General features: G+C 62.3%; 16 protein-coding genes. 8 read left to right on the top strand and 8 right to left on the bottom strand.

The annotated features are described in order from the left end of the window. Window positions 1-61: 61 nt before the first annotated feature. From glmU to AACU78_RS09530, 7 genes are all read left to right on the top strand, one after another. Complete coding sequence (gene glmU, locus AACU78_RS09560) at window positions 62-1,429, top strand: bifunctional UDP-N-acetylglucosamine diphosphorylase/glucosamine-1-phosphate N-acetyltransferase GlmU (RefSeq protein WP_106575965.1); 1,368 nt, start codon at window positions 62-64, stop codon at window positions 1,427-1,429. Window positions 1,430-1,657: 228 nt separating this feature from the next. Further along, window positions 1,658-2,425, top strand: coding sequence for a DeoR/GlpR family DNA-binding transcription regulator (locus AACU78_RS09555; RefSeq protein ID WP_106575964.1), 768 nt, complete (start codon window positions 1,658-1,660; stop codon window positions 2,423-2,425). A 10-nt stretch (window positions 2,426-2,435) separates the two neighbouring features. Then, complete coding sequence (glmS, locus tag AACU78_RS09550; protein ID WP_106575963.1) at window positions 2,436-4,268, top strand: glutamine--fructose-6-phosphate transaminase (isomerizing); 1,833 nt, start codon at window positions 2,436-2,438, stop codon at window positions 4,266-4,268. Between the two features lie 60 nt (window positions 4,269-4,328). Continuing rightward, on the top strand, window positions 4,329-4,706 hold the full coding sequence (locus AACU78_RS09545) for a hypothetical protein (protein ID WP_106575962.1): 378 nt from the start codon (window positions 4,329-4,331) through the stop codon (window positions 4,704-4,706). Between the two features lie 126 nt (window positions 4,707-4,832). Continuing rightward, the gene (locus AACU78_RS09540) at window positions 4,833-6,341 is read left to right on the top strand and encodes a class I adenylate-forming enzyme family protein (protein ID WP_106575961.1); all 1,509 of its coding nucleotides are present in this window, start codon (window positions 4,833-4,835) and stop codon (window positions 6,339-6,341) included. Window positions 6,342-6,440: 99 nt separating this feature from the next. Further along, window positions 6,441-7,022: a LemA family protein gene (locus AACU78_RS09535; protein WP_106575960.1), complete on the top strand. Its 582-nt coding sequence runs from the start codon at window positions 6,441-6,443 to the stop codon at window positions 7,020-7,022. Then, window positions 7,019-8,185: a hypothetical protein gene (locus AACU78_RS09530; protein WP_106575959.1), complete on the top strand. Its 1,167-nt coding sequence runs from the start codon at window positions 7,019-7,021 to the stop codon at window positions 8,183-8,185. Before AACU78_RS09535 ends, AACU78_RS09530 begins: the two co-directional genes overlap by 4 nt. A gap of 40 nt (window positions 8,186-8,225) precedes the next feature. On the opposite strand, the gene pbpC is transcribed toward AACU78_RS09530, so the two are convergent. The 3 genes from pbpC to AACU78_RS09515 form a co-directional block, all read right to left on the bottom strand. Next, window positions 8,226-10,523 carry a penicillin-binding protein 1C gene (gene pbpC / locus AACU78_RS09525; RefSeq protein WP_106575958.1) on the bottom strand — a complete coding sequence of 766 codons (2,298 nt, stop codon included), beginning with the start codon at window positions 10,521-10,523 and terminating at the stop codon, window positions 8,226-8,228. Beyond that, window positions 10,504-16,311, bottom strand: coding sequence for an MG2 domain-containing protein (locus AACU78_RS09520; RefSeq protein WP_106576077.1), 5,808 nt, complete (start codon window positions 16,309-16,311; stop codon window positions 10,504-10,506). The genes pbpC and AACU78_RS09520 overlap by 20 nt, the downstream gene beginning before the upstream one ends. Window positions 16,312-16,390: 79 nt before the next feature. Next, window positions 16,391-17,020, bottom strand: coding sequence for a LysE family translocator (locus AACU78_RS09515; protein WP_106575957.1), 630 nt, complete (start codon window positions 17,018-17,020; stop codon window positions 16,391-16,393). A 136-nt stretch (window positions 17,021-17,156) separates the two neighbouring features. Between AACU78_RS09515 and AACU78_RS09510 the strand changes: the two genes are divergently transcribed. After that, window positions 17,157-17,630, top strand: a complete 474-nt coding sequence (locus AACU78_RS09510; protein ID WP_025854407.1) for an Lrp/AsnC family transcriptional regulator — start codon at window positions 17,157-17,159, stop codon at window positions 17,628-17,630. An 85-nt stretch (window positions 17,631-17,715) separates the two neighbouring features. Here the strand turns inward: AACU78_RS09510 and AACU78_RS09505 are convergent, their stop codons facing one another. Genes AACU78_RS09505 through AACU78_RS09485 form a run of 5 tightly spaced genes read right to left on the bottom strand, consistent with a single transcriptional unit; the run spans window position 17,716 to window position 22,768 of the window. Next, window positions 17,716-18,648, bottom strand: coding sequence for a phosphatidate cytidylyltransferase (locus AACU78_RS09505; RefSeq protein ID WP_106575956.1), 933 nt, complete (start codon window positions 18,646-18,648; stop codon window positions 17,716-17,718). Between the two features lies 1 nt (window position 18,649). After that, a complete protein-coding gene (locus AACU78_RS09500; RefSeq protein ID WP_106575955.1) occupies window positions 18,650-19,270 on the bottom strand; it encodes a lysophospholipid acyltransferase family protein in 621 nt (206 codons plus the stop codon). A gap of 9 nt (window positions 19,271-19,279) precedes the next feature. Beyond that, on the bottom strand, window positions 19,280-19,723 hold the full coding sequence (locus AACU78_RS09495; RefSeq protein WP_106575954.1) for a hypothetical protein: 444 nt from the start codon (window positions 19,721-19,723) through the stop codon (window positions 19,280-19,282). Then, window positions 19,713-21,011, bottom strand: a complete 1,299-nt coding sequence (locus AACU78_RS09490) for a phosphatase PAP2/dual specificity phosphatase family protein (RefSeq protein WP_106575953.1) — start codon at window positions 21,009-21,011, stop codon at window positions 19,713-19,715. The genes AACU78_RS09495 and AACU78_RS09490 overlap by 11 nt, the downstream gene beginning before the upstream one ends. 2 nt (window positions 21,012-21,013) lie before the next feature. Then, on the bottom strand, window positions 21,014-22,768 hold the full coding sequence (locus AACU78_RS09485; RefSeq protein ID WP_106575952.1) for a bifunctional alpha/beta hydrolase/class I SAM-dependent methyltransferase: 1,755 nt from the start codon (window positions 22,766-22,768) through the stop codon (window positions 21,014-21,016). Window positions 22,769-22,773: the final 5 nt, after the last annotated feature.

The raw sequence follows: 22,773 nt of genomic DNA, 5'->3' as shown, positions 1-22,773 counted from the left end.
TCTTTTTTAGCAAAACACTTCTCTGGTCTGAAGCCGGACCGCCCAGGATTGGTAGCCATTCATGTCTCTTGAAATCGTCATCCTCGCCGCAGGCCAGGGCACTCGCATGCGTTCGGCCCTGCCCAAGGTGCTGCACCCGGTCGCGGGTAATTCCATGCTCGGTCATGTTATCCACAGCGCCCGGCAACTGGACCCCCAGCGGATTCACGTAGTGATCGGCCACGGCGCCGACGTGGTGCGTGAACGCCTGGCGGCGGATGACCTGAATTTCGTGCTGCAGGACAAACAACTGGGCACCGGCCACGCCACCGCGCAGACCGTGCCGTTCATCAGCGCCGACACGGTGCTGATCCTCTACGGCGACGTGCCGTTGATCGAAGTGGAAACCCTGCAACGCCTGCTCAAGCACGTAGTGCCCGGCCAAATGGGCCTGCTCACCGTAGAGCTGGATGACCCGACCGGCTATGGCCGCATCGTGCGCAATGCCGATGGCAAGGTGGCGGCCATTGTTGAGCACAAGGACGCCAGCGAAGCCCAGCGCGCTATCACTGAAGGCAACACCGGGATTCTCGCGGTGCCGGCCAACAAACTGGCCGACTGGATGAGCCGCCTGTCCAACAACAACGCCCAGGGCGAGTACTACCTCACCGACGTGATCGAAATGGCCGTGAGTGATGGCCTGCTGGTCGCCACCGAGCAGCCCCACGACCCCATGGAAGTGCAGGGCGCCAACGACCGCAAGCAGCTTGCCGAGCTGGAACGTCATTACCAGCTGCGTGAAGGCCGCCGTCTGATGGCCCAAGGCGTGACCTTGCGCGACCCCGCACGCTTCGATGTGCGCGGTGAAGTCACCGTCGGCCGCGACGTGCTGATCGATATCAACGTGATCCTTGAAGGCCGCGTGATCATTGAAGACGACGTGGTGATCGGCCCGAACTGCGTGATCAAGGACAGCACCCTGCGCAAAGGCGTGGTGATCAAAGCCAACAGCCATATTGACGGTGCGGTGATGGGCGAGGGCAGCGATGCTGGCCCATTCGCGCGTTTGCGTCCGGGCAGCGTGCTGGGGGCCAGGGCGCATGTGGGTAACTTTGTCGAACTGAAAAACGCGCGCATGGGCGACGACGCGAAGGCCGGCCACCTGGCTTATTTGGGCGATGCGGTGATTGGTGCTCGCAGCAACATCGGTGCGGGGGCGATCACTTGCAACTACGACGGCGCGAACAAGTATCAAACGACGATTGGTGAGGACGTATTCATCGGCTCCAATAACTCGCTGATTGCTCCCGTCACTATTGGCGATGGCTCGAACACAGCTGCGGGCTCAACCATCAACCAGGATGTGGATAAGTCGCAACTGGCCGTGGCGCGTGCCCGCCAACGCAACATCGACGGCTGGAAACGCCCGGTCAAAATCAAAAAGACCTGAGTTATCCACAGCTCCATCAGCAACACCCTTCCAATGTGGGAGCGGGCTTGCTCGCGAAGGCGGAGTGTCAGTCACTGAATGTGTATCTGATGCACCCCCTTCGCGAGCAAGCCCGCTCCCACATTGGGTCTATGTTGTTTTCAAAAAAGCGCACCCGCCGCTTGACGATCTTTCGCCAATAGGTTTTGATTGCCTTCGTTATCTTTCGAAACGAAACTTATCATCACCATGTCGAAACGAAATACACCCCAACGACGCCACAACATTCTGACCTTGCTCAATGAACAGGGCGAAGTCAGCGTGGACGAATTGGCCAAGCGTTTCGAAACGTCGGAAGTCACCATCCGCAAGGACTTGGCCGCGCTGGAAAGCAATGGCCTGTTGCTGCGCCGCTACGGTGGCGCCATCACCATGCCTCAGGAACTCGTGGGGGACGCGGCCCAGCCCATCTCGGCTTACAAACGCGCCATCGCGCGTGCGGCCGTGATGCGCTTGCGTGAACACGCGCGCATCATCATCGACAGCGGCAGCACCACCGCCGCCATGATCCCTGAGCTGGGCCATCAGCCCGGCCTGGTGGTGATGACCAACTCCCTGCACGTGGCCAGCGCCTTGAGCGAGCTTGAACACGAACCGGTGTTGCTCATGACCGGCGGCACCTGGGACCCGCATTCGGACTCCTTCCAGGGCCAGGTGGCCGAGCAAGTGCTGCGCTCCTACGATTTTGATCAACTGTTCATCGGCGCCGACGGCATCGATCTGCAGCGCGGTACCACCACCTTCAACGAACTGCTGGGCCTGAGCCGCGTGATGGCCGAGGTCGCCCGTGAAGTGGTGGTGATGGTCGAGTCCGACAAGATTGGCCGCAAGATTCCCAACCTGGAACTGCCCTGGAGCAGCGTCCATACCCTTATTACCGATGATCGCCTGCCGCTTGAGGCCCGCGACCAGATCCAAGCCCGCGGCATTACGCTGATATGCGCGGCAATCATCTAGGAGAAAAACCATGTGTGGAATTGTAGGCGCAGTCGCTGAACGCAACGTCACCGCCATCCTGCTTGAAGGCCTCAAGCGCCTGGAATACCGCGGTTACGACAGCGCCGGTGTGGCGGTCTTCACCAACGCCGGCAAGCTTGAGCGTATGCGTCGCCCGGGCAAGGTCAGCGAACTGGAGCAAGCCCTGCTTGGCGAGCCGCTGGTCGGCCGTCTGGGCATTGCCCACACCCGCTGGGCCACCCACGGTGCGCCGTGCGAACGCAATGCCCACCCGCATTTCTCCGGTGACCTGGCGGTGGTGCACAACGGCATTATCGAGAACCACGAAGTGCTGCGCGAGCAGCTCAAAGGCCTGGGCTACGTGTTCACCTCGGACACCGACACCGAAGTCATCGCTCACCTGCTGAACCACAAGCTCAAGGACCTCGGCGACCTGACCGTCGCCCTTAAGGCCACCGTTAAAGAGCTGCACGGCGCCTACGGCCTGGCCGTGGTCAGCGCCAGCCAGCCAGACCGCGTGGTTGCCGCGCGCAGTGGCAGCCCGTTGGTGATCGGCCTGGGCCTGGGCGAAAATTTCCTCGCCTCCGACCAACTGGCGCTGCGCCAGGTGACTGACCGTTTCATGTACCTGGAAGAAGGCGATATCGCCGATATCCGCCGCGAAAGCGTGGCGATCTGGGACGTTAACGGCAACTCCGTCGAGCGCGAAGCCGTGCAATACCGTGACGGTGCCGAAGCCGCTGACAAAGGCGAATTTCGCCACTTCATGCTCAAGGAAATCCACGAGCAACCGTCCGTGGTGCAACGCACCCTGGAAGGCCGCCTGAGCCAGAACCAAGTGCTGGTCAACGCCTTCGGCCCACAAGCCGCCGAGCTGTTCGCCAAAGTACGCAACGTGCAAATCGTCGCCTGCGGCACCAGCTACCACGCCGGTATGGTTGCGCGTTACTGGCTCGAAGAACTGGCCGGCATCCCGTGCCAGGTCGAAGTCGCCAGCGAGTTCCGCTACCGCAAGGTGGTGGTGCAACCCGACACCTTGTTCGTGACCATCTCCCAGTCCGGCGAAACCGCCGACACCCTGGCGGCACTGCGCAACGCTAAAGAGCTGGGCTTCCTCGCCAGCCTGGCGATCTGCAACGTCAGCATCAGCTCCCTGGTGCGCGAGTCCGACCTGACCCTGCTGACCCAGGCCGGTCGCGAAATCGGCGTGGCTTCCACCAAAGCCTTCACCACCCAGCTGGTAGGCTTGTTGCTGCTGACGCTGTCCCTGGGCCAGGTTCGCGGCACCCTTGCCGAAGGTGTGGAAGCCACGCTGGTCGAAGAACTGCGCCGTCTGCCGGCCCGCCTGGGCGAAGCCCTGGCCATGGACAGCACCGTGGAAAAAGTCGCCGAACTGTTCGCCGACAAAAACCACACCCTGTTCCTCGGCCGTGGCGCGCAATACCCGGTGGCGATGGAGGGCTCGCTCAAGCTCAAGGAAATCTCCTACATCCACGCCGAAGCCTACCCAGCCGGCGAGCTGAAGCACGGCCCACTGGCCCTGGTGGATGATGACATGCCAGTGGTCACCGTCGCGCCGAACAACGAACTGCTGGAAAAGCTCAAATCCAACCTGCAGGAAGTGCGTGCCCGTGGCGGCCAACTGATTGTGTTCGCCGACGAAAAAGCCGGCATGACCAACGCCGAAGGCACCCACGTCATCAACATGCCGCACATCCACGACACCCTGTCGCCGATCCTCTACACCATCCCGCTGCAGTTGCTGTCCTACTACGTTGCCGTGCTCAAGGGCACCGACGTGGATCAGCCGCGTAACCTGGCGAAGTCGGTGACGGTGGAGTAACACGGCACACGCTGGAGGCCCACACCGGGTCTCCAACTTCCACGCAAGGATGCGACCTCGATGCGATCTGACTTTTCCCAACTGCGCGAACGTTTGAACGATCGCCGCTTTGCGGTAGCGGCCAACCCCCAAGGGCTTTCCGGCTCGGGCACGGTGTTTCATTACCGGGTGGAGGGTGACGCCATTACGGGCACTTACCAGGGTGGCCGCATTCGTACGGGCCAGCAGGTCGGGCGCGTGACGGGCTCCAACACCCTCGAGCTTCTGTTTCAGTGCCTGACGATGGACGGCGAGCTGCTTGCCGGCTGGTCACGCGGCACGGTCGGGGTGAATCACGCCGGGCTTACCACGCTGGCGTTCGAGTGGGGGTGGCTGTCGGGCGCGACGGGTGGCGGGACATCCAGTTACATCGAGATGGCGGCACCAGCACCCCGGTAATCGGGGTTTTTTATGCGCGCTGTTTTTACGTCATCGAAGCTTCACGAAATAAACCGGCACTTCCAGGTGTTCTCTTGGGGAGCGCGCACCACCGCGCGAGCAGTCCTAGCCCCCTGGAAGACGATCATGCCGAGCAGTTTTCAATCCATTGATGCCTCTTGCCCCTCGCAAACCCCGCTGCAGGCGCTGTTCCAGCACGCCAGCGAGCGGCCCGCCATTGCCCTGATTGCTGACGGCGACGTCTGGTCCTATCACCGCCTGGCCAGCGAAGTGGTGCGCCTGAGCAACGGGCTCAAGCGGGCGGGGATCGAGCCAGGTGATCGGATTGTCATGCTGGTGCGCACGTCGCCGCTGTACGCGGTGTTCCTGTTCGCAGCGATGATGAGCGGGGCAATCCTGGTGCCGCTGAAGACTGAATTCACGGCCCGTGAGCTGGATGAGTTTCTGCGGTGGCTACGCCCAACGTTGTTTGTTCATGAGGCGGATCTGCAGCCCGTGGTGGCGCAAATGGCTGCTGACGTGCTTGAACGTACGCGCACGGTTACCAGCGCGGGCTGGCACGCGCTGTTGGGCGAGGGCAGCCGCCACACGGCTCAGGTGCCGGTGGATATCGATTCGACCTGCCTGCTGCTGGCAACGTCCGGCACCACGGGCATGCCCAAGCTGGTGGCCTACAACCAGCGGGTGATTTCCCACGTTGCCGGTGCACTGAGTGCGTGGGAACTTGATTCGCACTCCTGCACGCTCGGCAGCACGCCGGTCGCCCACGTCTCCGGTTCCTTTGTGCTGATGGCGACGATCATTCGTGGCTGTCAGGAAGTCATGTTCAGCCGTTTCGATGCCGACAAACTCCTCGATGCCATCGAGCAAGAGAGGGGCACGATGCTGTTCGTCGCGCCGTTTATCTGCCAGCCGCTGGTGGACGCCCAGCGTAAGCGCCCGCGCGACCTCAGCTCGATGCGGGTTTGCGGGATAGGTGGAGACGCGTGCCGCCCGGTGGTTGCCGAAACCTTCCAAAACACCTTTGGGTGGCGTCTGAACAATACTTACGGCCTGACGGAATGCCTGGGCAGCATGGCCTTTGGTTCGGCCTGGGATACCCTCACCGCCATCCCAGGGCGCGCGCGCCTGGTGGATGCCGACGGCGTCGAAGTTGCCCAAGGCGAAGTAGGCGAACTGCAGATGTGCGGCGCCAACCTGAGCCTCGGCTACTGGACCGGTCCCGGCGACATCATCAGCCATAGCCGTGGAGGTTGGTTTGCCTCGGGCGATCTGATGGTGCAGTTGCCCAATGGCGAGTACCGCTTTGTCGGGCGTTGCAAGGATCAGATTGTCAGCTTCACCGACAAGATTTCCCCCGTGGAAGTGGAAAACCAGCTGATCCTGCACCCGGCCGTCGCCGATGCGGCCGTCGCGGGCGCACCGGATTACGAAGCGGGGCAGCGGGTGGTGGCGTTGGTCACGCTGACAGCCGATGCACCTGGCACCTCGGCGCAGGAGCTCCTCGCCTGGTTGCGTGTGCGCCTGGCGCCGTTCAAGTTGCCACGGCAGATCGTGTTGACCGAGGCCATCCCGCGCAACGCTTTAGGCAAAGTAAACCGCAATGAGGTCGTGCGAATCGCCGCGACGAATTAACGACCTCCTGTCGAATCTGTGGGCTACTGCCGGGCGCGCCGTCAGGCTTTACCCCTAGAATGCCTTCCTGTGGATAACTCAGACAGGGACGCCTTCACCATGAATATCGAACTGCTAATCGCCGGCATCGTCGTGCTGATCATTGTCGTGGGCCTGATCGGCTGGATGGTCGGGGTCTACAACGGCCTGGTCATGCGGCGTAACGATGTGGATAAGGCGTTCGCCAACATCGACGTGCTGCTCAAGCAACGGGCCGACCAGATCCCCGACCTGATGCGCGTGGTGCAGACCGCCATGAACCACGAGAACGCGCTGTTTACGCGGCTGAGCGATGCGCGTAACCAATACTTGAATGCCAGCAGCCTCAACGACAAGGTCGATGCGTCCAACCAGCTCAATGCCGCACTCAAGTCGGTGATTGCGGTGGCGGAGAGTTATCCGGCGTTGATCTCCGGGCCGAACATGGTCGAGTTGCAGCAAGCCATTTCGGCCGTGGAAGAGCGCATTGCCGACCGGCGTGAGTTCTTCAATGAGTCGGTCAACCTCTACAACATCGCCATCGCGGTGTTCCCCGACCTGTTCTTTGCGCGGATGCTCAGCTATCAGCGTATTCCGTTGCTGGCCATCAGCGCCGAAGAAACCCGCTACGAAGGCGTGAAACTTGAGGTGCCGGGGGCATGAAAACCACCCAGGCAGGCGTCGTTGTGAAGAAACCCAAGTGGAAAACCGCGTTGGCACTGGTGTTGCTCGCGGGCTTCATCAGCTTGATTGCTTATGCACCGCACATTTTTATCGCACTGTTTTTCCCCGTAGGCATTCTGGTCGGCCTGCTGCTCAGCTTCGGGCCCAGCTTCTCTAAAACCGAACAGCGCCTGGCCACCAGCCAGATTCGTTCGCTGGCGATGGGCCTGGTGGAAGTACGCGGCAAAGTGATTGCCGACAAGACCCAGCTGTCGCCGGTGAATGGCAAGCCGTGCGTGGGCTATGTCTGGGTTGTCGAGGACGGCAAGAAAGACGACGACGGGCACTGGAGCTGGAGCCGGGTATCCAGCGAGGCGCGCTGCAATGACTTCCGCCTGCAGGATGCAACGGGTGAGGTCCGCGTGATCGCCGAAGGCATTGATCTGTTCGGCAACAAGGCGCCTGACGATTACGAACTCGTCGGCAGTTCCCGGCGCCAAGGCGAAATCCTGCTGGTCCAGGACCTGGACGTGATGCTGATTGGCGATGCCTGTGAGCGCGACGGTAAACCAGCGATTGCCCAGGGTAAACAGCGCAATGCGGTGTTCGGCCTGGCGCTGACCCAGGATGTGGAAAACACTCGCGTGCTGGCGCCGCTGTGGCGTGCCGGTGGTTTCTATGCGGCCGTGGTCGGGATGATCGGCGTGGGCATCATGGCCATGACGCCCGCGCATTTCGCCCAACTGCATTTACCCGGTCCCGACACGTATCAGCAAATGGAGCCACTGGGCCCCGTGTATCGGCTGCTGGCCTGGCTGTACCGCGAAGGCGGTTTCCCGATTCCGTTCATGGCGGCGTTTGGTTTTTTCCTGACGATCATTGTGGTGATGATGGCGACCCGGCTGGTCCTGCCCAAAGGCATGCGCCTGGCGGTAGGTCGGGTGCTGGGCGCGTGGATGGGCTTGGGCATGGTCATCGGCGGCGTGGTGACGCTGCTGCTGTTCGTGGCTCAGGTGGATACCTTGAAGCTGTTTCTGGTGTGGATGCTGATCCTGCTCGGCACGTTGGTGTTTTCGATCTTCGAGCAACGCAAGCTGGGTGCGGCGTTCAAGCATTTTTCCAAGGATGCCGGCAAAGCCGGTCTCGGCGACGAAGACGCCTGATCAGGGCGATCTGCGCCTGTCCAGCCAAGTACCCCTGTGATCACGGCACAAATTCCACCTTCAACCCCCGGCTCGCACTGCGGCCTTGATCATCAATGACCCGCAACCGGTATTCGCCCGACTTGCCCGGCCGCCAGTTCAACGTGGTTTGCGGCGGGCCTTGGCCGATCAAGGTTTGGTCGGCAAACCAATACAACGTCGCGGCGTCGCTGGCCGCGTTGGCATTCAGCGGGATGCTTTCCTGTGGCTGAGACAGCCGCAACTGGTAGCTCACTTGGGTCAGCGGCGAGCGAATCTGCGGGGCTTCGCTTTGGTCGCTGATGCGGTTGGGCTGGCAGTTTTTCATCACGCTGGGCGGCGTGCGCCGAGGCAAGCCGGCGGCGCGATACAGGCGTTGCACGTCACTGGGCCAGAACTCGAAGACTTCTTCACGGGTGTATTGCGCATCAAATGGCGGGCACGCGGCCTTGCCAGTGCGGGTGTCGATCAGCACCGGGCGGTGCAGGTTCGACACGCGAATCGGCGACACGCCGGGGATGTACCAGGTCTTGCGGGTTTGCGGGCACCAGCGGTTGGGCAACTCACCGGAAGCGGCGCAGACCTCAATGCGCACCAGCCCGGCGGGTGGCTTGTCGGGCTTGATCACCACATTGGGCAGCGCCAGGGGCAGGGCGTCAGCGATGCGAAAGAACAACGGTGCAGCGGTCTTGGCGCCGATAAACGCAGGGTTCGGTCGACCATCGAAGTTACCCACCCACACCACCAGCACGTACGGCCCGACCAGGCCGGCGCTCCAGGCATCGTGAAAACCCCACGAGGTGCCGGTTTTCCACGCGGTGCGCCAATGGCGGCCCGGCAAGCCATCCGGCCGTGGGTTGCGGCGCAACATATCGCGCACCATAAACGCGGCCTGCGGCGTGAGCAGTTGCGCTCCAGTGGATTGCGGCTGTTCCTGCAAATACCGTAACGGCCGCAGATGCCCGTCACCGGCCAGCATCACATACAGCCGCGCCAGTTCTTCGGGCGTCATCTCGCCTCCGCCGAGGGCCAAGGCCAAGCCGTAATGGCTCTCGTCGCGCAAGCCCTGGATGCCGGCGCGTTGCAGCAAACCGTACAACGACGGCGACTTTACTTGGCTGGCCAGCCACACCGCGGGGATATTGCGACTACGGATCAAAGCATCCCGCGCTGTCAGCGGCCCGATAAAACTGCCGTCGAAATTTTCCGGCTGAAAGTAGCCGAAGTTACTCGGCAAATCCTTGAGGATGCTCATTGGGTGGATCACACCCTGATCCAGCGCCAGCCCATACAGAAACGGCTTGAGGGTCGACCCCGGCGAGCGCCGCGCCAACACGCCGTTGACCTGTCCGTGAATGCTTGTGGATAAGTAATCCGCCGAGCCCACCAGCGCTTTTACGCTTTGGTCACGGCTGTCGATCAGAATCGCTGTGGCGTTTTCCACACCCGTGCTGCGTCGCTCGGCGATAAAGCCGCTGATCAGGCGTTCGAGCAATTGCTGCAAGGGCAGATTAAGCGTGCTGTTCAGCTCGTTGCCGGGCTGGGATGCCAGCAGTTGTTCACTCAGGTGCGGCGCCAGGAAGGGGATCTGCTGGCGGTTGCGCGCCTCCAGCGGCAAGTCGAGCAAACTGTCGTTTCGCGGGTCTTGTGGATAAGTCTCGCGCCAGTCGGCCATCAAGCGCAGTCGCGCGTTTTGCAGCGAGGGTCCGAAACGCGCGCGCCGCCCCGGCTGCTGGGGAATCACCGCCAGCGCCAGCGCCTCGGACAACGACAACTGCGCCGCCGACTTGCCAAAGTAAATGCGGCTGGCCGCCTCGGCGCCTTCGATATTGCCGCCCATGGGCGCCAGGTTCAGGTAGGCCTCAAGGATGTCGTGCTTGCTGTAGCGCGCCTCCAGCCACAACGCCAGGGCCATCTGCTGCAACTTGCCCGGCACTTGGCGGGTGTTCAAATCCCACAGGCGCCGCGCCAGTTGCATGCTCAAGGTCGAACCGCCCTGGCGCTGGCCGCCGCTGTAGGTGGCCATGGCCGCGCGCAGCAACGCCGGGGGATTGATCCCCGGGTGCCAATAGAAATTGCGGTCTTCCTTGAGCAGCAACGCCTCGACCAGTGACGGCGACATGCGCGCAAGCGGCAGCCATAACCGGTATTGGCCGTCATCCGCCAACGTCATGCGCAGCAGCGCGCCGTCGTCGGCCAACACCACCCGCGACGAGGTGACGGCCTGTTCCAGCGGGGCGTGTGGCCACAACCGCAACCCCACCAGCACCACCGCCGCTGCCAGCAGCGGCGTCAGGCGTTTAAGGCTTGGTAATTTCAAGCTGGCCTACTTTGCCGCGCCCTTGCAGGGTGGTTTCGTACATCCCTTCGGCGTAGGCCGGTGGCGTGTTGAAGGTGCCGGCGTTGGTGGCGCGCACGCGGTAGACGAAAGTGCCCACATCGCGCAGCGCGGTGCCGTACAACACCACCCGATCATCACGCACGTCCACGTAGTCCGGCTGCCAGTTGCTCAGCTCGGTTTCGCCGATCGGCGCCTGCCAGGCATCCGCTTCTTCACTGTCGGCGGTTTCCACGTACTCCGTATCATCGCCTTCGCTTTCATCGGCGCTGGCGGTTTCCGGCTCCGGCGGCAAGTTATACACAGGCTCGACGCCGCCGGGCAGCAGGTCGACCACGGCCACTTGCTGCACTTGGTCGCGGTCGGTCGCACGCAGACGCAGACGCACCAGGAATTCATCGCCCACCGCCACTTTGCTCACGGGCTCGCCTTTGAGGTCGAGGTATTCGTGGATGATTTCCAGGCCATTGTTGATCGGCTTGAGCTTGGCGCCCTTGTCGAAACCGGCTTCGCTGAGCATGTAGAACGCGGCCGGGCCGTCGGTTTTTTCCATCACCAGCTTTTGCGTAGCGCCCGGCACGGCGGCGCGTGGCGGCTGCCCGGCCATCTCCAGCAATTGCTGCTGCTTGTCGCCCAGCCAGGCGGTGGCTTTGAGCGTCATGTCGCTTTGCGCGCGCTGGCCATAGTTGTCCAGGGCACGCAGCAGCAGGGCGGCCGACAGCGAGTTGTAGCGTTGCTCGTTAAGACGCTTGCCGAGCTTATCCAGCAAGGCGGTCGGCACATCGTCCAGCAACTCAGGGAAGTGACGCGCCAGCAGATGCAAGTGTTCGGCGTCGTGCACCAGCGGGTCGTAATACAGGCCGTCGCTGTCCCACTTATCCACAAGGGAGCGCCATGGGATTTTGCGGAACAGCGTATCGGCCTGGCGGTCCTGCTTGAGCAACTTGTAGCTGGCGGCCAGGTAAGCGGCGCCCAGGTCGTTCTGCCAGGTGTCTTTGAAGTAACTTTCGTAGCGCTCGCGGATATCGCTCAAGGCACCGCTCACGAGAATGCCCTGACGGCTCAGCAGGTAACTGGCGTACGCACGGTTGCGCAATTCCGACAGCCCTTCGCTCGGGCCGTTGGCCAGTTCTGTCAGGTAGGCGTTGGAGCGCACCAGCAAATCTTCCGGCACCGGCAGCCCGCGTTCCTTGGCTTCGATCAGGAAGTCAGTGGCATACAAGCTGGCGTACGGCGCCACGTCCGGGTTGGCGGCCCACAAACCGAAGCCGCCGGCCTGGTTCTGGCGTTGGCGCAACATACGCACCGCGCTGCTGAAGGCTTGCTCGGCTTCGGGTGCGGTGCCGCCCCAGATCAACGCCGGCATGGCCTTGGACACCAATTGCTCGGTGCAGGCATAACCGTAGTCATCCAGGTAATGCTTGAGGCCGTTGGCCCACACCAGCGGCGAGGCCGCCACGCCCAGTTGCACGTCGCGCAACTGGCTGAACAGCTCGCGGGTGGGCTTGAGCTCTTTGCTGGCGCTGTCGAAACGGCCCAGGCTCAAGGCCACACGGTGCTCACTCAATGGGCGGATCGAGGTGGTTTCTGCCACCTGAATGCGCTTGCCGTCCGGCAGCACGGCGATAAAGCGCAGGTCCGCCGAGCCGAGGGTTTCGCCGACCTTGATCTTGAATTCGGCGGTGCCTTCCTTGCGCGGTTGCAGTGACAAGGTGCTGCCTTTATCGCCCTGCACGTTGAGGCCGTCGCTGGTCTGCAGCTCAAACTTCACGTCTGCCGCGGCATCGAGGTTGCTGAATACTCCGGCGCTCACATTGAACACATCCCCCGGCGCGACAAAGGCCGGCACGTTTGGTGTGATCACGATCGGCCCACGCACCTCGGTGCTGGCCTCGCTGACGCCCACGCTGTCGGCGTCCACCGCCACCGCAAACAGGTGCAGCTTGCCGTTGAAGCTGTCCGGCACCTGGTAATGCAGCACGGTTTCACCGGCCGGCAAATCCACCAACCCGGACCACCACGCCACAGGCGGCTGATGTTTACGTTTGAACGGGTTGAGGTGGTTGGCCAGAGCGCCTTCCGTATCGCCGCCGGGCGCTGCCCCACTGAGCAAGCGGCTGAATTCCGGCAGGATCAGGTCAAGAATCTGACTGGTGCCGACCTCCAGTGCGCGCTTCTGGAAGAAGAAACCCAACGGGTCCGGCGTCTGGTAACGCGCCACTTGCAGGATGCCTTCGTCCACCGCGTAGACCACCGCGCGGCCTGGCCGGTCGGCGGTGACCTTGATGTCCAGGGTTTGCCCCGGCTCGATCTTCGCCGGGCCTTCGACCTTCAGCGCCATGCGTCGCGCATCCAGGTTGATGCTGAACGGCACCACGCCGTAGGACAGCGGGCTCATATAAACCTCGGACGAGCCTATGTCGCGCACGAACTGCACGTTGACGTAGGCATTGCCCTCAAGGCCCGCAGGCACGCGGATATGTTGCACGCTGTTGGTGCTGTCGGCCTTGAACCATTGCTGGGTGTAAACCTTGTCGCGTTCGATGGTGATCAAACCGGCGCCGGTGTACGGCGCACGGATGCTGATCGCAATCTCATCGCCGGTGGCGTAGCTGCGTTTATCCAGGCGCAGCTGCAACTCGGCGTTACGCTCCAGGGAGCGCGACGTGTTGCCACGCCCGGCCACGCTGTAGTCGATCTGGTTGAGCAGGTTGCCGTTGGCATCCTTGAGTTGCAGGGTGAAATCGCCCGGCGTACCGGTGTTCAGGGTCTGCTTGGCGCCGTCCTTGGTCATCGTCAATGGCGAGGCGGGCTGGCTGATGTTCTTGATGCGCGACTCGTATTTGTAGGTGCCGTTGGACTGTTTCACCAACACCGACACATAACGGTGCTCGATCACTTCACTGGTCAGGCCGTCCACCGCCAATGGCGTGAGGTCTGGCGCGACGGCCAGCCACTGCACCTGACGCGGGGCGTCCTTGGCGACGTACGACAGCGAATCCTGACTTTTCACACCAACCAGATAAGGCGCGGACGACACCAGCAGTGCACTTTGCGCCGCCACGTTACGCCCACCTTCAGCCTCGAACACCTGGGTCATGACCTGCAGGCGATAGGTGCTGTTGGCGAAGCGTTGCAGGTTAAGGTCGAGCACGGCCTGGCCGTTGTCATCGACGGTGGTTTCGGCGAGGTCTTCGGTGCTGGCGTCTTCCAGTGAATTGTTGAGGCGGAAGCGGTAATCGGGATAACGGTCGAAGGCCGCAAGCGTCGGGCTCAAGGACATCTTCGCCGTCACCCGGCGGCCGGCTGCCGGAGCGCCGAACAAGTGCATTGCAGTGACTTTGGCCACCACCTGGTCCGGTGGAATCCAGCCCAATACGGGCGTGTCGTGCAGGCTCAGGCTGACCTTCATGCGGTCCGGCTCGAAATCGCGGACCTTGAAACTGACACTGCCCAGGTCGGTGCGGGTGTTTTTCTCGCCAATCAACTGCAAGGTCGCGGTGTAATCGCCTGCGGGGGCGACGTCGCTGCTGGGGAAATCAAAGGTTTCAAAACCGCTGGTGGACAGCTTCAGGGGTTGGCGAATCACCTCCAGGCCACGCGGGTCGGTGATTTGCAGCTCCACCGGCAGGCCTTGCAGGGCGCCTTTCCAGTTGCCGCTGCGCACGATCATGCCCAAGTGCGCGGTCTCGCCAGGGCGATACAGGCCGCGGTCGGTAAACAGGTAGGCGCTAAGGCGATCAATCGCGCCGTCTTCTTCCAAACCGCCTACATCAAAACGCGACAAATCCAGCTGCTGCGACTGACGGGCAATCGGCAGGAAGGACTGATCATTGCCGCGAGTGACTACATACATCAGCGGCGTTTTCTCACGGCGCAATTCATCCAGCTTGGCGAAATGCGCATGGCCTTCGGTGTCGGTGCGACCACTGCTGACCGGCAGGCCGTTGCGACCAATGATGTCGACCTGTGCGTCGGCCACCGGCGAACCGTTGCCGATCGACTGCACGTACACATCATGGCTGCCATCGCTGGAGCGCTTGGCGATGATGCCCAGGTCAGTCACCACGATAAAGCGCAGGTCGCTGGTACTGCTGCGGTCGTACTCGAACGTGCGTTCTGCGGGGTCATCCTGAGGGCTGAGCTTGAGCACGAAAATGCCACGACGCCCGCCGTTGGCGGTGAGGTAGTGGCTCAGATCGACGTTGTCGTAGACGGTTTTCGCCGGGTCATTGGACGACAGCGCAATATCCAGTGACTGGCGCTCGACCATCCGATCAAAGTATTCGTTGCCGAAATTGGGCCGGGCAAAGCTGCCGCTGCTCTGGTCCACCAGGTGCTGCAACTGGTTGGGCAGCAGCCGGGCGATTTCCACATGGGCGCCGGGCACGCCACGGGCCATGAAGCCCAGGCGTTTTTCGCCGTTGAGGCTCAGCAGCGCGCCGTTGGAGAGGAACTGCAGCGTGCGCGGATACGCCGGCATGCTGATCAACGAGGCCGTAGGGTTTTTCGCCAGATAGCCGCCGATGGCTTCCAGGTTGGCGGGCACACGCACATACAGCGCGCGACCGGCCGGGGCCTTGAATTTGAACGCGTGCAAGGTGTTCAGCGGCTCGACGCTGGGCACATGGGTCAGGGCGACCTTGGTGCTGCGGGCCAGCAGGGCGTCATCAATGTCGTTGCTGGTATAGGGGCGAGTATCGTCTTGGGCTTTTTCCGGCAGCAGCCACGCCTGGACCTTACCGGCAATGGTGTCATCGGCCACGGCGCTGGAGCTGCTGAACATCAGCACCGGTTCCGGTTCGCCGCGTTCATTGTCGACAAAACTGACGTCGGCGGCGGTGAAGGTCAGGCGATAACGGCCGAGCACGGTGACTTCCGACACCAGCGGCGCGGTGCTGGCGTTGCCACCGTCACGGGCTTTGATGCCTTCGTCGAGCCTGGCGCTGACCGGCGTGCTTTCCAGTGGCGTGGCGAGGGCGGCAGAGCGTACGTAGGCGTTGAGCTTGTTGTCGTCGAAGGTGATTTCCGGGCGGTTGGGCAACTGCGCGTCGCGGTAGGCCAGGCCTTTGCCGAGGGTCACAGACACGCGCTTGCGCAGGTTGTCTTCATCCACCGGGTGGGAAAAGTGGAAGGTCGCGACCAGCTGTTTCAGCGTCGGGTTGGACGGGTCTTGATACAGCTCGTTTTGCGCCAGGGTGGCGCGGAACGGCTGGGTGGAAAACTGGCTGCTGTACTGGCTGAGCAACACGCCGTCGGCCAGGAGGTTTTTCTTCGCCAGGTCCAGCGTGTAGTGGGCGTCTACAGGCCAGTCTTTTTCTGGCACGAACAGTAAAGTGCGGTCATCGGACCAGCGCCAGGCGCCTGCCACGTTGGGTTTGAGGGTGATGCCCTCCGTCACCGGTTTGCCAATCGCCGCCAGGGGGGCCACGGATTCGGCGAAACGCACCTGCACGTTATCCACCACCGGCGGTTGCTGGGTGTAATCCGTCAGGTTCGGCTTGTGCAACGAATAACCAACGGTGTGCGGCTGCGGCAGGTTTGAATACCAGTGCCAGCCGTAGAATCCTGCGCCAGCCAGTAACACCAGGCCCAACACGCCGGCGCCGGCCTGGCGCGGATGGGCGCGAGCGGTGCGGCCCAGGTTCGCAAAGCCTCGACCTATGGCGCGCAGCCAGAAAGGCGGCTGCCATTGGCCGAACAGGGCACTCACCACCGTGGTTAACAGGCCGAGAAAACGGCGACTGATCGCTTTCAACGAATCGAACATGGTGAGCATCCCTGGCTAAGTGCGGCGTATCTTACACGCGTCTTTGATACAAAAGATGACGTGAATATGCCGCAAACGCTCAGGCGTGTTGCACAAAAGTGAGACGCACCGCAAAACCGATCAAAAGGCTGCCGAATAACCACTGCTGCAGGCGCTGCGCCGAGCGATTGCTGGCCAGCCAGCGGCCGATGCGCGCGCCGGCCAGGGCGTAGCAACAGTCAAACGCGAAGCCCACCGTCACCAGCATCACCCCCAGCCATGCAAACTGCGCCGCCACCGGGCCGGCCTGCGGGTTGACGAATTGCGGCAGCAGCACCGAGCAGAACAGCAGGGCCTTTGGGTTGAGCAGGTTCGTCAGCAGTCCGCGTTGAAAAGCCACGCGCCAGGCATGGGCGGGTGGTGCGCCGTGAGAGGCGTCGAGCGATGGCAGCCTGTTGGCACGCAGGCATTGCACGCCCAGCCATAGCAGGTAGGCCGCACCGCCCAGGCGCACCACGTCGAAGGTCCAGGGCGCCACTTTGAACAACGTCGCCAGCCCCATGCCCGCCAACACCACATGGCATGCCCGGGCGAGGCCCAGGCCGATTGCCGTGGTCAGCGCCAGCGCTTTGCCCTGGCGCGCGCCGGTTTGCAGCAACAGGATCATGTCCGGCCCCGGCAGCAGAAACGCCACCGAAAGTGCCATCAGAAATAACCACAGCTCTGTCATGTTCCACCCCCTTGATGTGTCGGCTAATTCTAGGAGTGAAGGGCAGGGCAGGTGCTTGCGTAGTCAGCTTATAAAGCGTCTATTCTTGGCACTGTCTGCCATTGATTAAGCTAACGGCCATTCATTTATGCCAAATCTGAAACTTGATGCCTTTGACCGCAAGATTCTTGAAGCCCTGCAACGTGATGGGCGCCTGAGTAACGTGCAGCTGGCGGATGAGATCGGCCTGTCTGCCTCACCCTGTTTGCGCCGTGTGAGGCTGCTGGAAGAAGCCGGGGTGATTCGCGGCTATCAAGCCACCCTGGACCGCGATGAAGTGGGCCTGGGCATGATGGTGTTCGTCGGCGTGAAGGTGGAGCGGCACAACGACACCGAGGCCAATGCCTTTCGCGAGGCGGTGACCGCACTGCCCGAGGTGATCTCGGCATTTCTGGTGTCGGGTGAGTCGGATTTTCTGTTGCAGGTGGTGGTGCCGGATTTGCGTGGGTACGAGCGGTTCGTCACCGGCAGCCTGTTGAAGCTGCCGGGGGTGCGGGACATCCGCAGCAACTTTGCGATCCAGACCGTGAAAACCCCAGGCGCCTTGCCATTGGGGCACCTGCCAGGCTGAACACTTGAAAACACCGAAAAACCGCTGTGGGAGCAGGCAAGCCAGCTCCCACAGTTGATCCGCGTTGAGCTTGAGGTGGTATTTCTCAGGTCCACCAGTAGCGAACAAGGTGAAAGAAAATCGGCGCCGCAAAACACACTGAATCCAGCCGGTCCAGCATCCCGCCGTGCCCTTCGATCATATGGCCCCAATCTTTCACGCCTCGGTCGCGCTTGATCGCCGACATCACAATACCGCCGGCAAAGCCGAGCAGGTTGATCAGCAGTGCGATCAAAAACGACTGCCATGGATTAAAGGGCGTGGTCCACCACAGCGCAGCGCCGATCAGGGATGACAGCAGAATCCCGCCGACGAAACCTTCGACGGTTTTGGACGGCGACAGGTTGGGCGCGATCTTGTGTTTGCCGAACAGCTTGCCACACACGTATTGCAGCACGTCCGACAGCTGCACCACGATCACCAGGTAGGCGATCAGCAACAGGTTGCGACCTTCGTAGCCTGGAATGTCGAGGGTCAGCAAGGCCGGGACGAAGGACACGCAGAACACGGCAATCATCAGGCCCCATTGCACCTTCGACGCGCGCTCCAGGAAGTGCGTGCTGTCGCCACCCAGTGAAGCGAGGATCGGCAGCAGCAGGAACACGTACACCGGGATGAAGATCGAGAACAGCCCGTACCAGTCGGAATAGATCAGCAGGTATTGCAGCGGCAGGGCCAGGTAGAACGCGGCCACCAGCGCCGGGTAGTCACTGCGGCGGGTCGGGGTAAGGGTGAGGAATTCGCGCAGGGCGTAGAACGACACTGCGTAGAACAGCAGGATCACCGCACCGGTGCCCAGCCAGAAGGCGATGCCGATCACCACGACCATCACCCACCAGGCGTTGATACGGGCGTTGAGATTGTCGACGACCGCATTTGGCGTACCGCGGGTGCGCAACTTGAGGATCAGGCCGATCAACGAGGCGAGCACCAGGATGGCGCCGATCCCGCCGAACAACATCAGGGTTTGGCTATCCATGTCAGGCATGCTCCGGGGCAAGGGCAAGCAGGGCGTCGCGGGTGCGGGCGAGGAAGGCGGCTTTGTCTTCGTTATCTTCCAGTTGCAGTGGCGCACCGAAGCTGGTGGTGCACAGCAATGGCAGCGGCAGCACGCGCCCCTTGGGCATGACCCGGTTGAGGTTGGCGATCCACACCGGGATCAATTCGGCCTGTGGGTAACTTTTTGCCAGGTGGTACAGGCCGCTTTTGAAGGGCAGCAAGCCGTCCTCGAGATTGCGCGTGCCTTCGGGGAAGATGATCAGCGAGTCGCCACCTTCCAAAGCGGCGAGCATGGGTTGCAGAGGGTTATCCACAGGGTCTTTGCGCTCACGATCGATCAGCACGCCATTAAACACGCGGTTGATGATGTAACGGCGCAGGGCGCTTTTGTTCCAGTAGTCGCTGCCGGCCACCGGACGCGTGAACTTACGCAGGTTTTGCGGCAAGGACGCCCACACCAGCACGAAGTCGCCGTGGCTGCTGTGATTGGCGAAATAGATGCGCTGCACCGGCACCGGCGCGCAACCCAGCCACAGGCTGCGGGCGCCGGTTACGGTGCGGGCCATTGAGGTAATCAGGGTGGCAACCACAGGTTCGAACATGGGGATTCCTTATCCGGCGAAAGGTAGCCAAGGGCTGGCGAGGATCACGGCCAGGGTCAGCAGCATTTGTGCGCCCAGCAGCCAGGCCTGCTTGCGCAGCAGTTTGAGGGCGCCGCGACGGCGTTCGGTCCAGGGCCGGCCGACCCGCTTGGCCGATTGCAGGCCAAGGGTTTGCAGGACCTGGTCGAGGTCGGGGGTGCGCTCGGTGTCGCGAGCGAGCAGGGCGAACAAGTCGGCATCGAAGGCTACGCGCAGTGCCCAGTACTTTTGCAGCAGCCCGAGAACAATCATCCACAGACTGAGCAGCAGGCAGATTGGCGCGACACTCGCCATCAGCAGTTGGGCCAGGCCGAAAAGCACGCCAAGCAGCGTCAGGCCTGTGGATAACTGATCCAGTGAGCGACCACGACGCAGCAGGCTGGCGACCACCTGGAGTTCCATATCAGCGGGCATGGGCTAAACCCTCCAAAGCTTCGCGGTGAGCGGGGTGCAGGACCACTTGGGCCCGCGCTGTACGAATAATAGCCAGGGTCTCGTCCACTGTTGTAGCGCGCCCACTGTGCAGCAGCCAGGCTGCAATCGCGGTGGCGCTGCGTGAGTAACCGAGGGCGCAACACACCAGTAATGGCCCGCTTGCGCGCAGGCGCTCAATGGCTTGAGCAGCTTGCAGGCATTCGGCGGGTGTCGGCGCAATCAGGTCCAGCACGGGGACGCATGCATAAGCGCGGCCCTGTATATTAATCGGCAATTCGGCGCACAGATCGACGATTGCCTTGAATGAACCTTGCTCGCGTGTGGCGGGTATTCGACCGAGCCAAACGTTATCCACAATCAGGTCAGGCTGTGGATGCTTGCGTGTCCACAGGCGTGAGTTGAGCCACGCGGCTGCCAGGTAGGGCGCATACAGCCAGCGCGCGGCAGGCGTCAGCGTGCCGTCGAGCCGTTTTTGAAAGCCCGGTGCGCCGAGTACGAAGTAATTGGCCTTGATCAACCCCAGGGAAACCGCCGGCCATAGCAGCCACAGCCACCAGCCTCCGAGCGTTAACGCAAGAATCACCAATGCCAGGGCGCCCAGGCCATAGCGCGCCCCTAGCCCCCAGCGTTTTCGATCCCGCGTAAGCCGCGCATTCAACAGCGGGCTCGGGTGCTCCAGCGGCCACAGCCACACGCATAACCAGCCGGCGAGGGCGCCTGTGGGTAAGTCGATAAAGTGATGTTGATAAGTGGTCAGCACCGAAATACCGATCAACGCGAACCACCCGTGCACCACCCAGCGCCAAAAGCCCTGGCTGTGGCGCTGGTACATGATCCACAGAATCACCAGCAGCGCGATGTGCAGCGACGGTGCCTGATTGAACGGCTTGTCGAAGCCTGCCAGCACGGCAAACAGCCAGCCAAATACGCCATCCAGCGCCGGCCGTTCAAAGGTGAACCGCAGTGGCCAGATCAGGAAGCAGCTCACGGCAATCACCTGGGCGGTGAGCAGGCGCAACGCGTGTTGTTTCAGTTCATGGCGGCTAGTGGGCAGCAGCAGCGAAAAGCCGTAGAGCAGGTCGATGGACCAGTAGGGCACGATGGTCCAGGCCCAGAACGGCATATGGGTTTCCCAGCCGAACACCAGCGTGCCGACATCGCTGCGCTGGCTGGTGACCCAGGTGGCGAAGCCGTAGGTGCTGAAAAACAGCGGCGCCAACAGCAGCAACCACAGGACCGCAGGTTTTAGTAAACCGGGTTCGCGCATGCTCAGATCTTCTGTGCCAGAGACACAGTGAAAATGCCCCATTCGTCCACACGCTGAGTGATCTTGCGAAAGCCTGCGGCCTCGACGAGTTGGTCCATTTCCGCCTGGCTGCGACGGCGCATCACCCAGGCCTGGCCCTGGCGATGGCTGGTCAGCGCGCGGGCGATCAGTTCCAGCTGCGGGTGCCATGGCTGGCCGGTGTACACCAGATAACCGCCGGGCTCCACGGCTTCAGCAAGGCCGGCCAGCGAACCGCCGACCATGGCGTTATCGGCAAACAATTCGTACAGCCCGGACACCACCGCCAAGGTCGGCTTGGGGTCGAGCGCCGCCAGGTCCGCGCGATCAAACGCATCGCCTTTGACGAACTGCGCGATATCCCCCAGGCCTTTTTCGCGAATCAGCGCGCCACCGTCGCGCACGTTGATATCGCTGTAGTCGCGCAGCAGGATCGACTCCGGCAGCGGCGATACGCCCTGCAAGGCTTCGAGAATGTAGCGGCCGTGGCCCGCAGCGATGTCGACAATGCGCACTTGGCGATCATCGCTGCGCAACTTGGCCATGGCCAGGCGCAGCAGCTCTTCGACATTCAGCTTGCGCTGGCGGATGCCACGCCAGCCGATGGAGTTGAGGTAGTTGGTGTCGATCATCCGCCCCAGCCCGCCTTTGCCGGTGGGCTTGTTGCGGTACACGTAATCCAGTGTGCTGCCGGAATCGAAGCCGGTATCAAAGCCCAGTTTCACCCCGTCCGAGAGGTTCTTGCCCAGGCTCATGCTGGCGCGGGTCATGCGCCAGTACAGGTCGCGCATAGAGTTGCGCGGCAGTGGCGCGGCCAGGGATTCGGACTCGGCGCAGGTGGCGCCCAGCTTGTCGGCGTCGAGCAACGAGGCGCGGTCCAGCGGGTGCGCAAAGTTTTGCAGGATAAAGCGCCTGGCGCTGCTCACGGCCACGGCACGGTCGCGTTCACCGAGGGTGTCGTGGAAGAAGCCGGGCAGGATGTGCAGTTCTTTTTTCAGGCTGCCCAGGCGGTCGAAAAATTGCTGCTGAGGTTTGCGGTGCACCACAAAGTCGGAGCCGGAGATCAGCAGCTGGGTCGGCACCTGGATCGCCTGGGCATCGGCCACCACGCGGTCGGCAGCTTCGTACAGGCCGAGCAGCACATTCACCGAGATCGCCTTGGTGATCAGCGGGTCGCTGTCGTAGGACGCGACACGCTCCGGGTCATGGCTGAGGAACTTGGCCTTGACGTAGCTGTTAACGAAAAAGTTGCCGCGAAATGTGCGCATCAGCGCCAGGCCTGGCCGCGCGAACGGCACGTAGAGCTTGACCTTGAACGCCGGGGAGGCGAGCACCAGTGCGCGGATTTTCGGCGCGTAATCGTGCACCCAGGTGGCCGCGATCACTGCGCCGACGCTTTGAGCGATCACCGCGCAATTGTCTTCTTCGATGCCGTAAGTGGCACCGATGTGGTCACGAAAGGTTTGCACGTCGCGGGCACTGGTGGCGAAGCTTGGGCTGTCGCCGCGCGCGCCGGGCGACTGGCCGTGGCCACGGGCGTCCCAGGCAAAGAAGTCGAAGTGCGGCAGGTCCAGTTCATCGACCAAGTGGGCAATGCGCCCCGAATGCTCGTGGCCGCGATGGAACAGCAGGATCGCCTTGCGCGGCTCATCGCCAAGCGGCGCGGTGGCCGGCCAGTGCCGGTAGAAAAGCTCGACGCCATCGTGGGTACTGAAGCTGTGCTCTTGCTGTTCGCGCATCGCAA

Source organism: Pseudomonas sp. R9.37 (assembly GCF_963878885.1).
Classification (GTDB): domain Bacteria; phylum Pseudomonadota; class Gammaproteobacteria; order Pseudomonadales; family Pseudomonadaceae; genus Aquipseudomonas.
The sequence above is the reverse complement of the archived record's forward strand: the minus strand, read 5'-3'. Positions and strand labels throughout refer to the sequence as shown.

What these genes read in the sequence shown, in the direction of transcription:
- glmU (WP_106575965.1), top strand. Translation starts at nt 62, where the DNA reads ATGTCTCTTGAAATCGTCATCCTCGCCGCAGGCCAGGGCACTCGCATG.
- AACU78_RS09505 (WP_106575956.1), bottom strand. Translation starts at nt 18,648, where the DNA reads ATGGATAGCCAAACCCTGATGTTGTTCGGCGGGATCGGCGCCATCCTG.
- AACU78_RS09555 (WP_106575964.1), top strand. Translation starts at nt 1,658, where the DNA reads ATGTCGAAACGAAATACACCCCAACGACGCCACAACATTCTGACCTTG.
- AACU78_RS09500 (WP_106575955.1), bottom strand. Translation starts at nt 19,270, where the DNA reads ATGTTCGAACCTGTGGTTGCCACCCTGATTACCTCAATGGCCCGCACC.
- glmS (WP_106575963.1), top strand. Translation starts at nt 2,436, where the DNA reads ATGTGTGGAATTGTAGGCGCAGTCGCTGAACGCAACGTCACCGCCATC.
- AACU78_RS09495 (WP_106575954.1), bottom strand. Translation starts at nt 19,723, where the DNA reads ATGCCCGCTGATATGGAACTCCAGGTGGTCGCCAGCCTGCTGCGTCGT.
- AACU78_RS09545 (WP_106575962.1), top strand. Translation starts at nt 4,329, where the DNA reads ATGCGATCTGACTTTTCCCAACTGCGCGAACGTTTGAACGATCGCCGC.
- AACU78_RS09485 (WP_106575952.1), bottom strand. Translation starts at nt 22,768, where the DNA reads ATGCGCGAACAGCAAGAGCACAGCTTCAGTACCCACGATGGCGTCGAG.
- AACU78_RS09530 (WP_106575959.1), top strand. Translation starts at nt 7,019, where the DNA reads ATGAAAACCACCCAGGCAGGCGTCGTTGTGAAGAAACCCAAGTGGAAA.
- AACU78_RS09515 (WP_106575957.1), bottom strand. Translation starts at nt 17,020, where the DNA reads ATGACAGAGCTGTGGTTATTTCTGATGGCACTTTCGGTGGCGTTTCTG.
- AACU78_RS09540 (WP_106575961.1), top strand. Translation starts at nt 4,833, where the DNA reads ATGCCGAGCAGTTTTCAATCCATTGATGCCTCTTGCCCCTCGCAAACC.
- AACU78_RS09520 (WP_106576077.1), bottom strand. Translation starts at nt 16,311, where the DNA reads ATGTTCGATTCGTTGAAAGCGATCAGTCGCCGTTTTCTCGGCCTGTTA.
- AACU78_RS09535 (WP_106575960.1), top strand. Translation starts at nt 6,441, where the DNA reads ATGAATATCGAACTGCTAATCGCCGGCATCGTCGTGCTGATCATTGTC.
- AACU78_RS09490 (WP_106575953.1), bottom strand. Translation starts at nt 21,011, where the DNA reads ATGCGCGAACCCGGTTTACTAAAACCTGCGGTCCTGTGGTTGCTGCTG.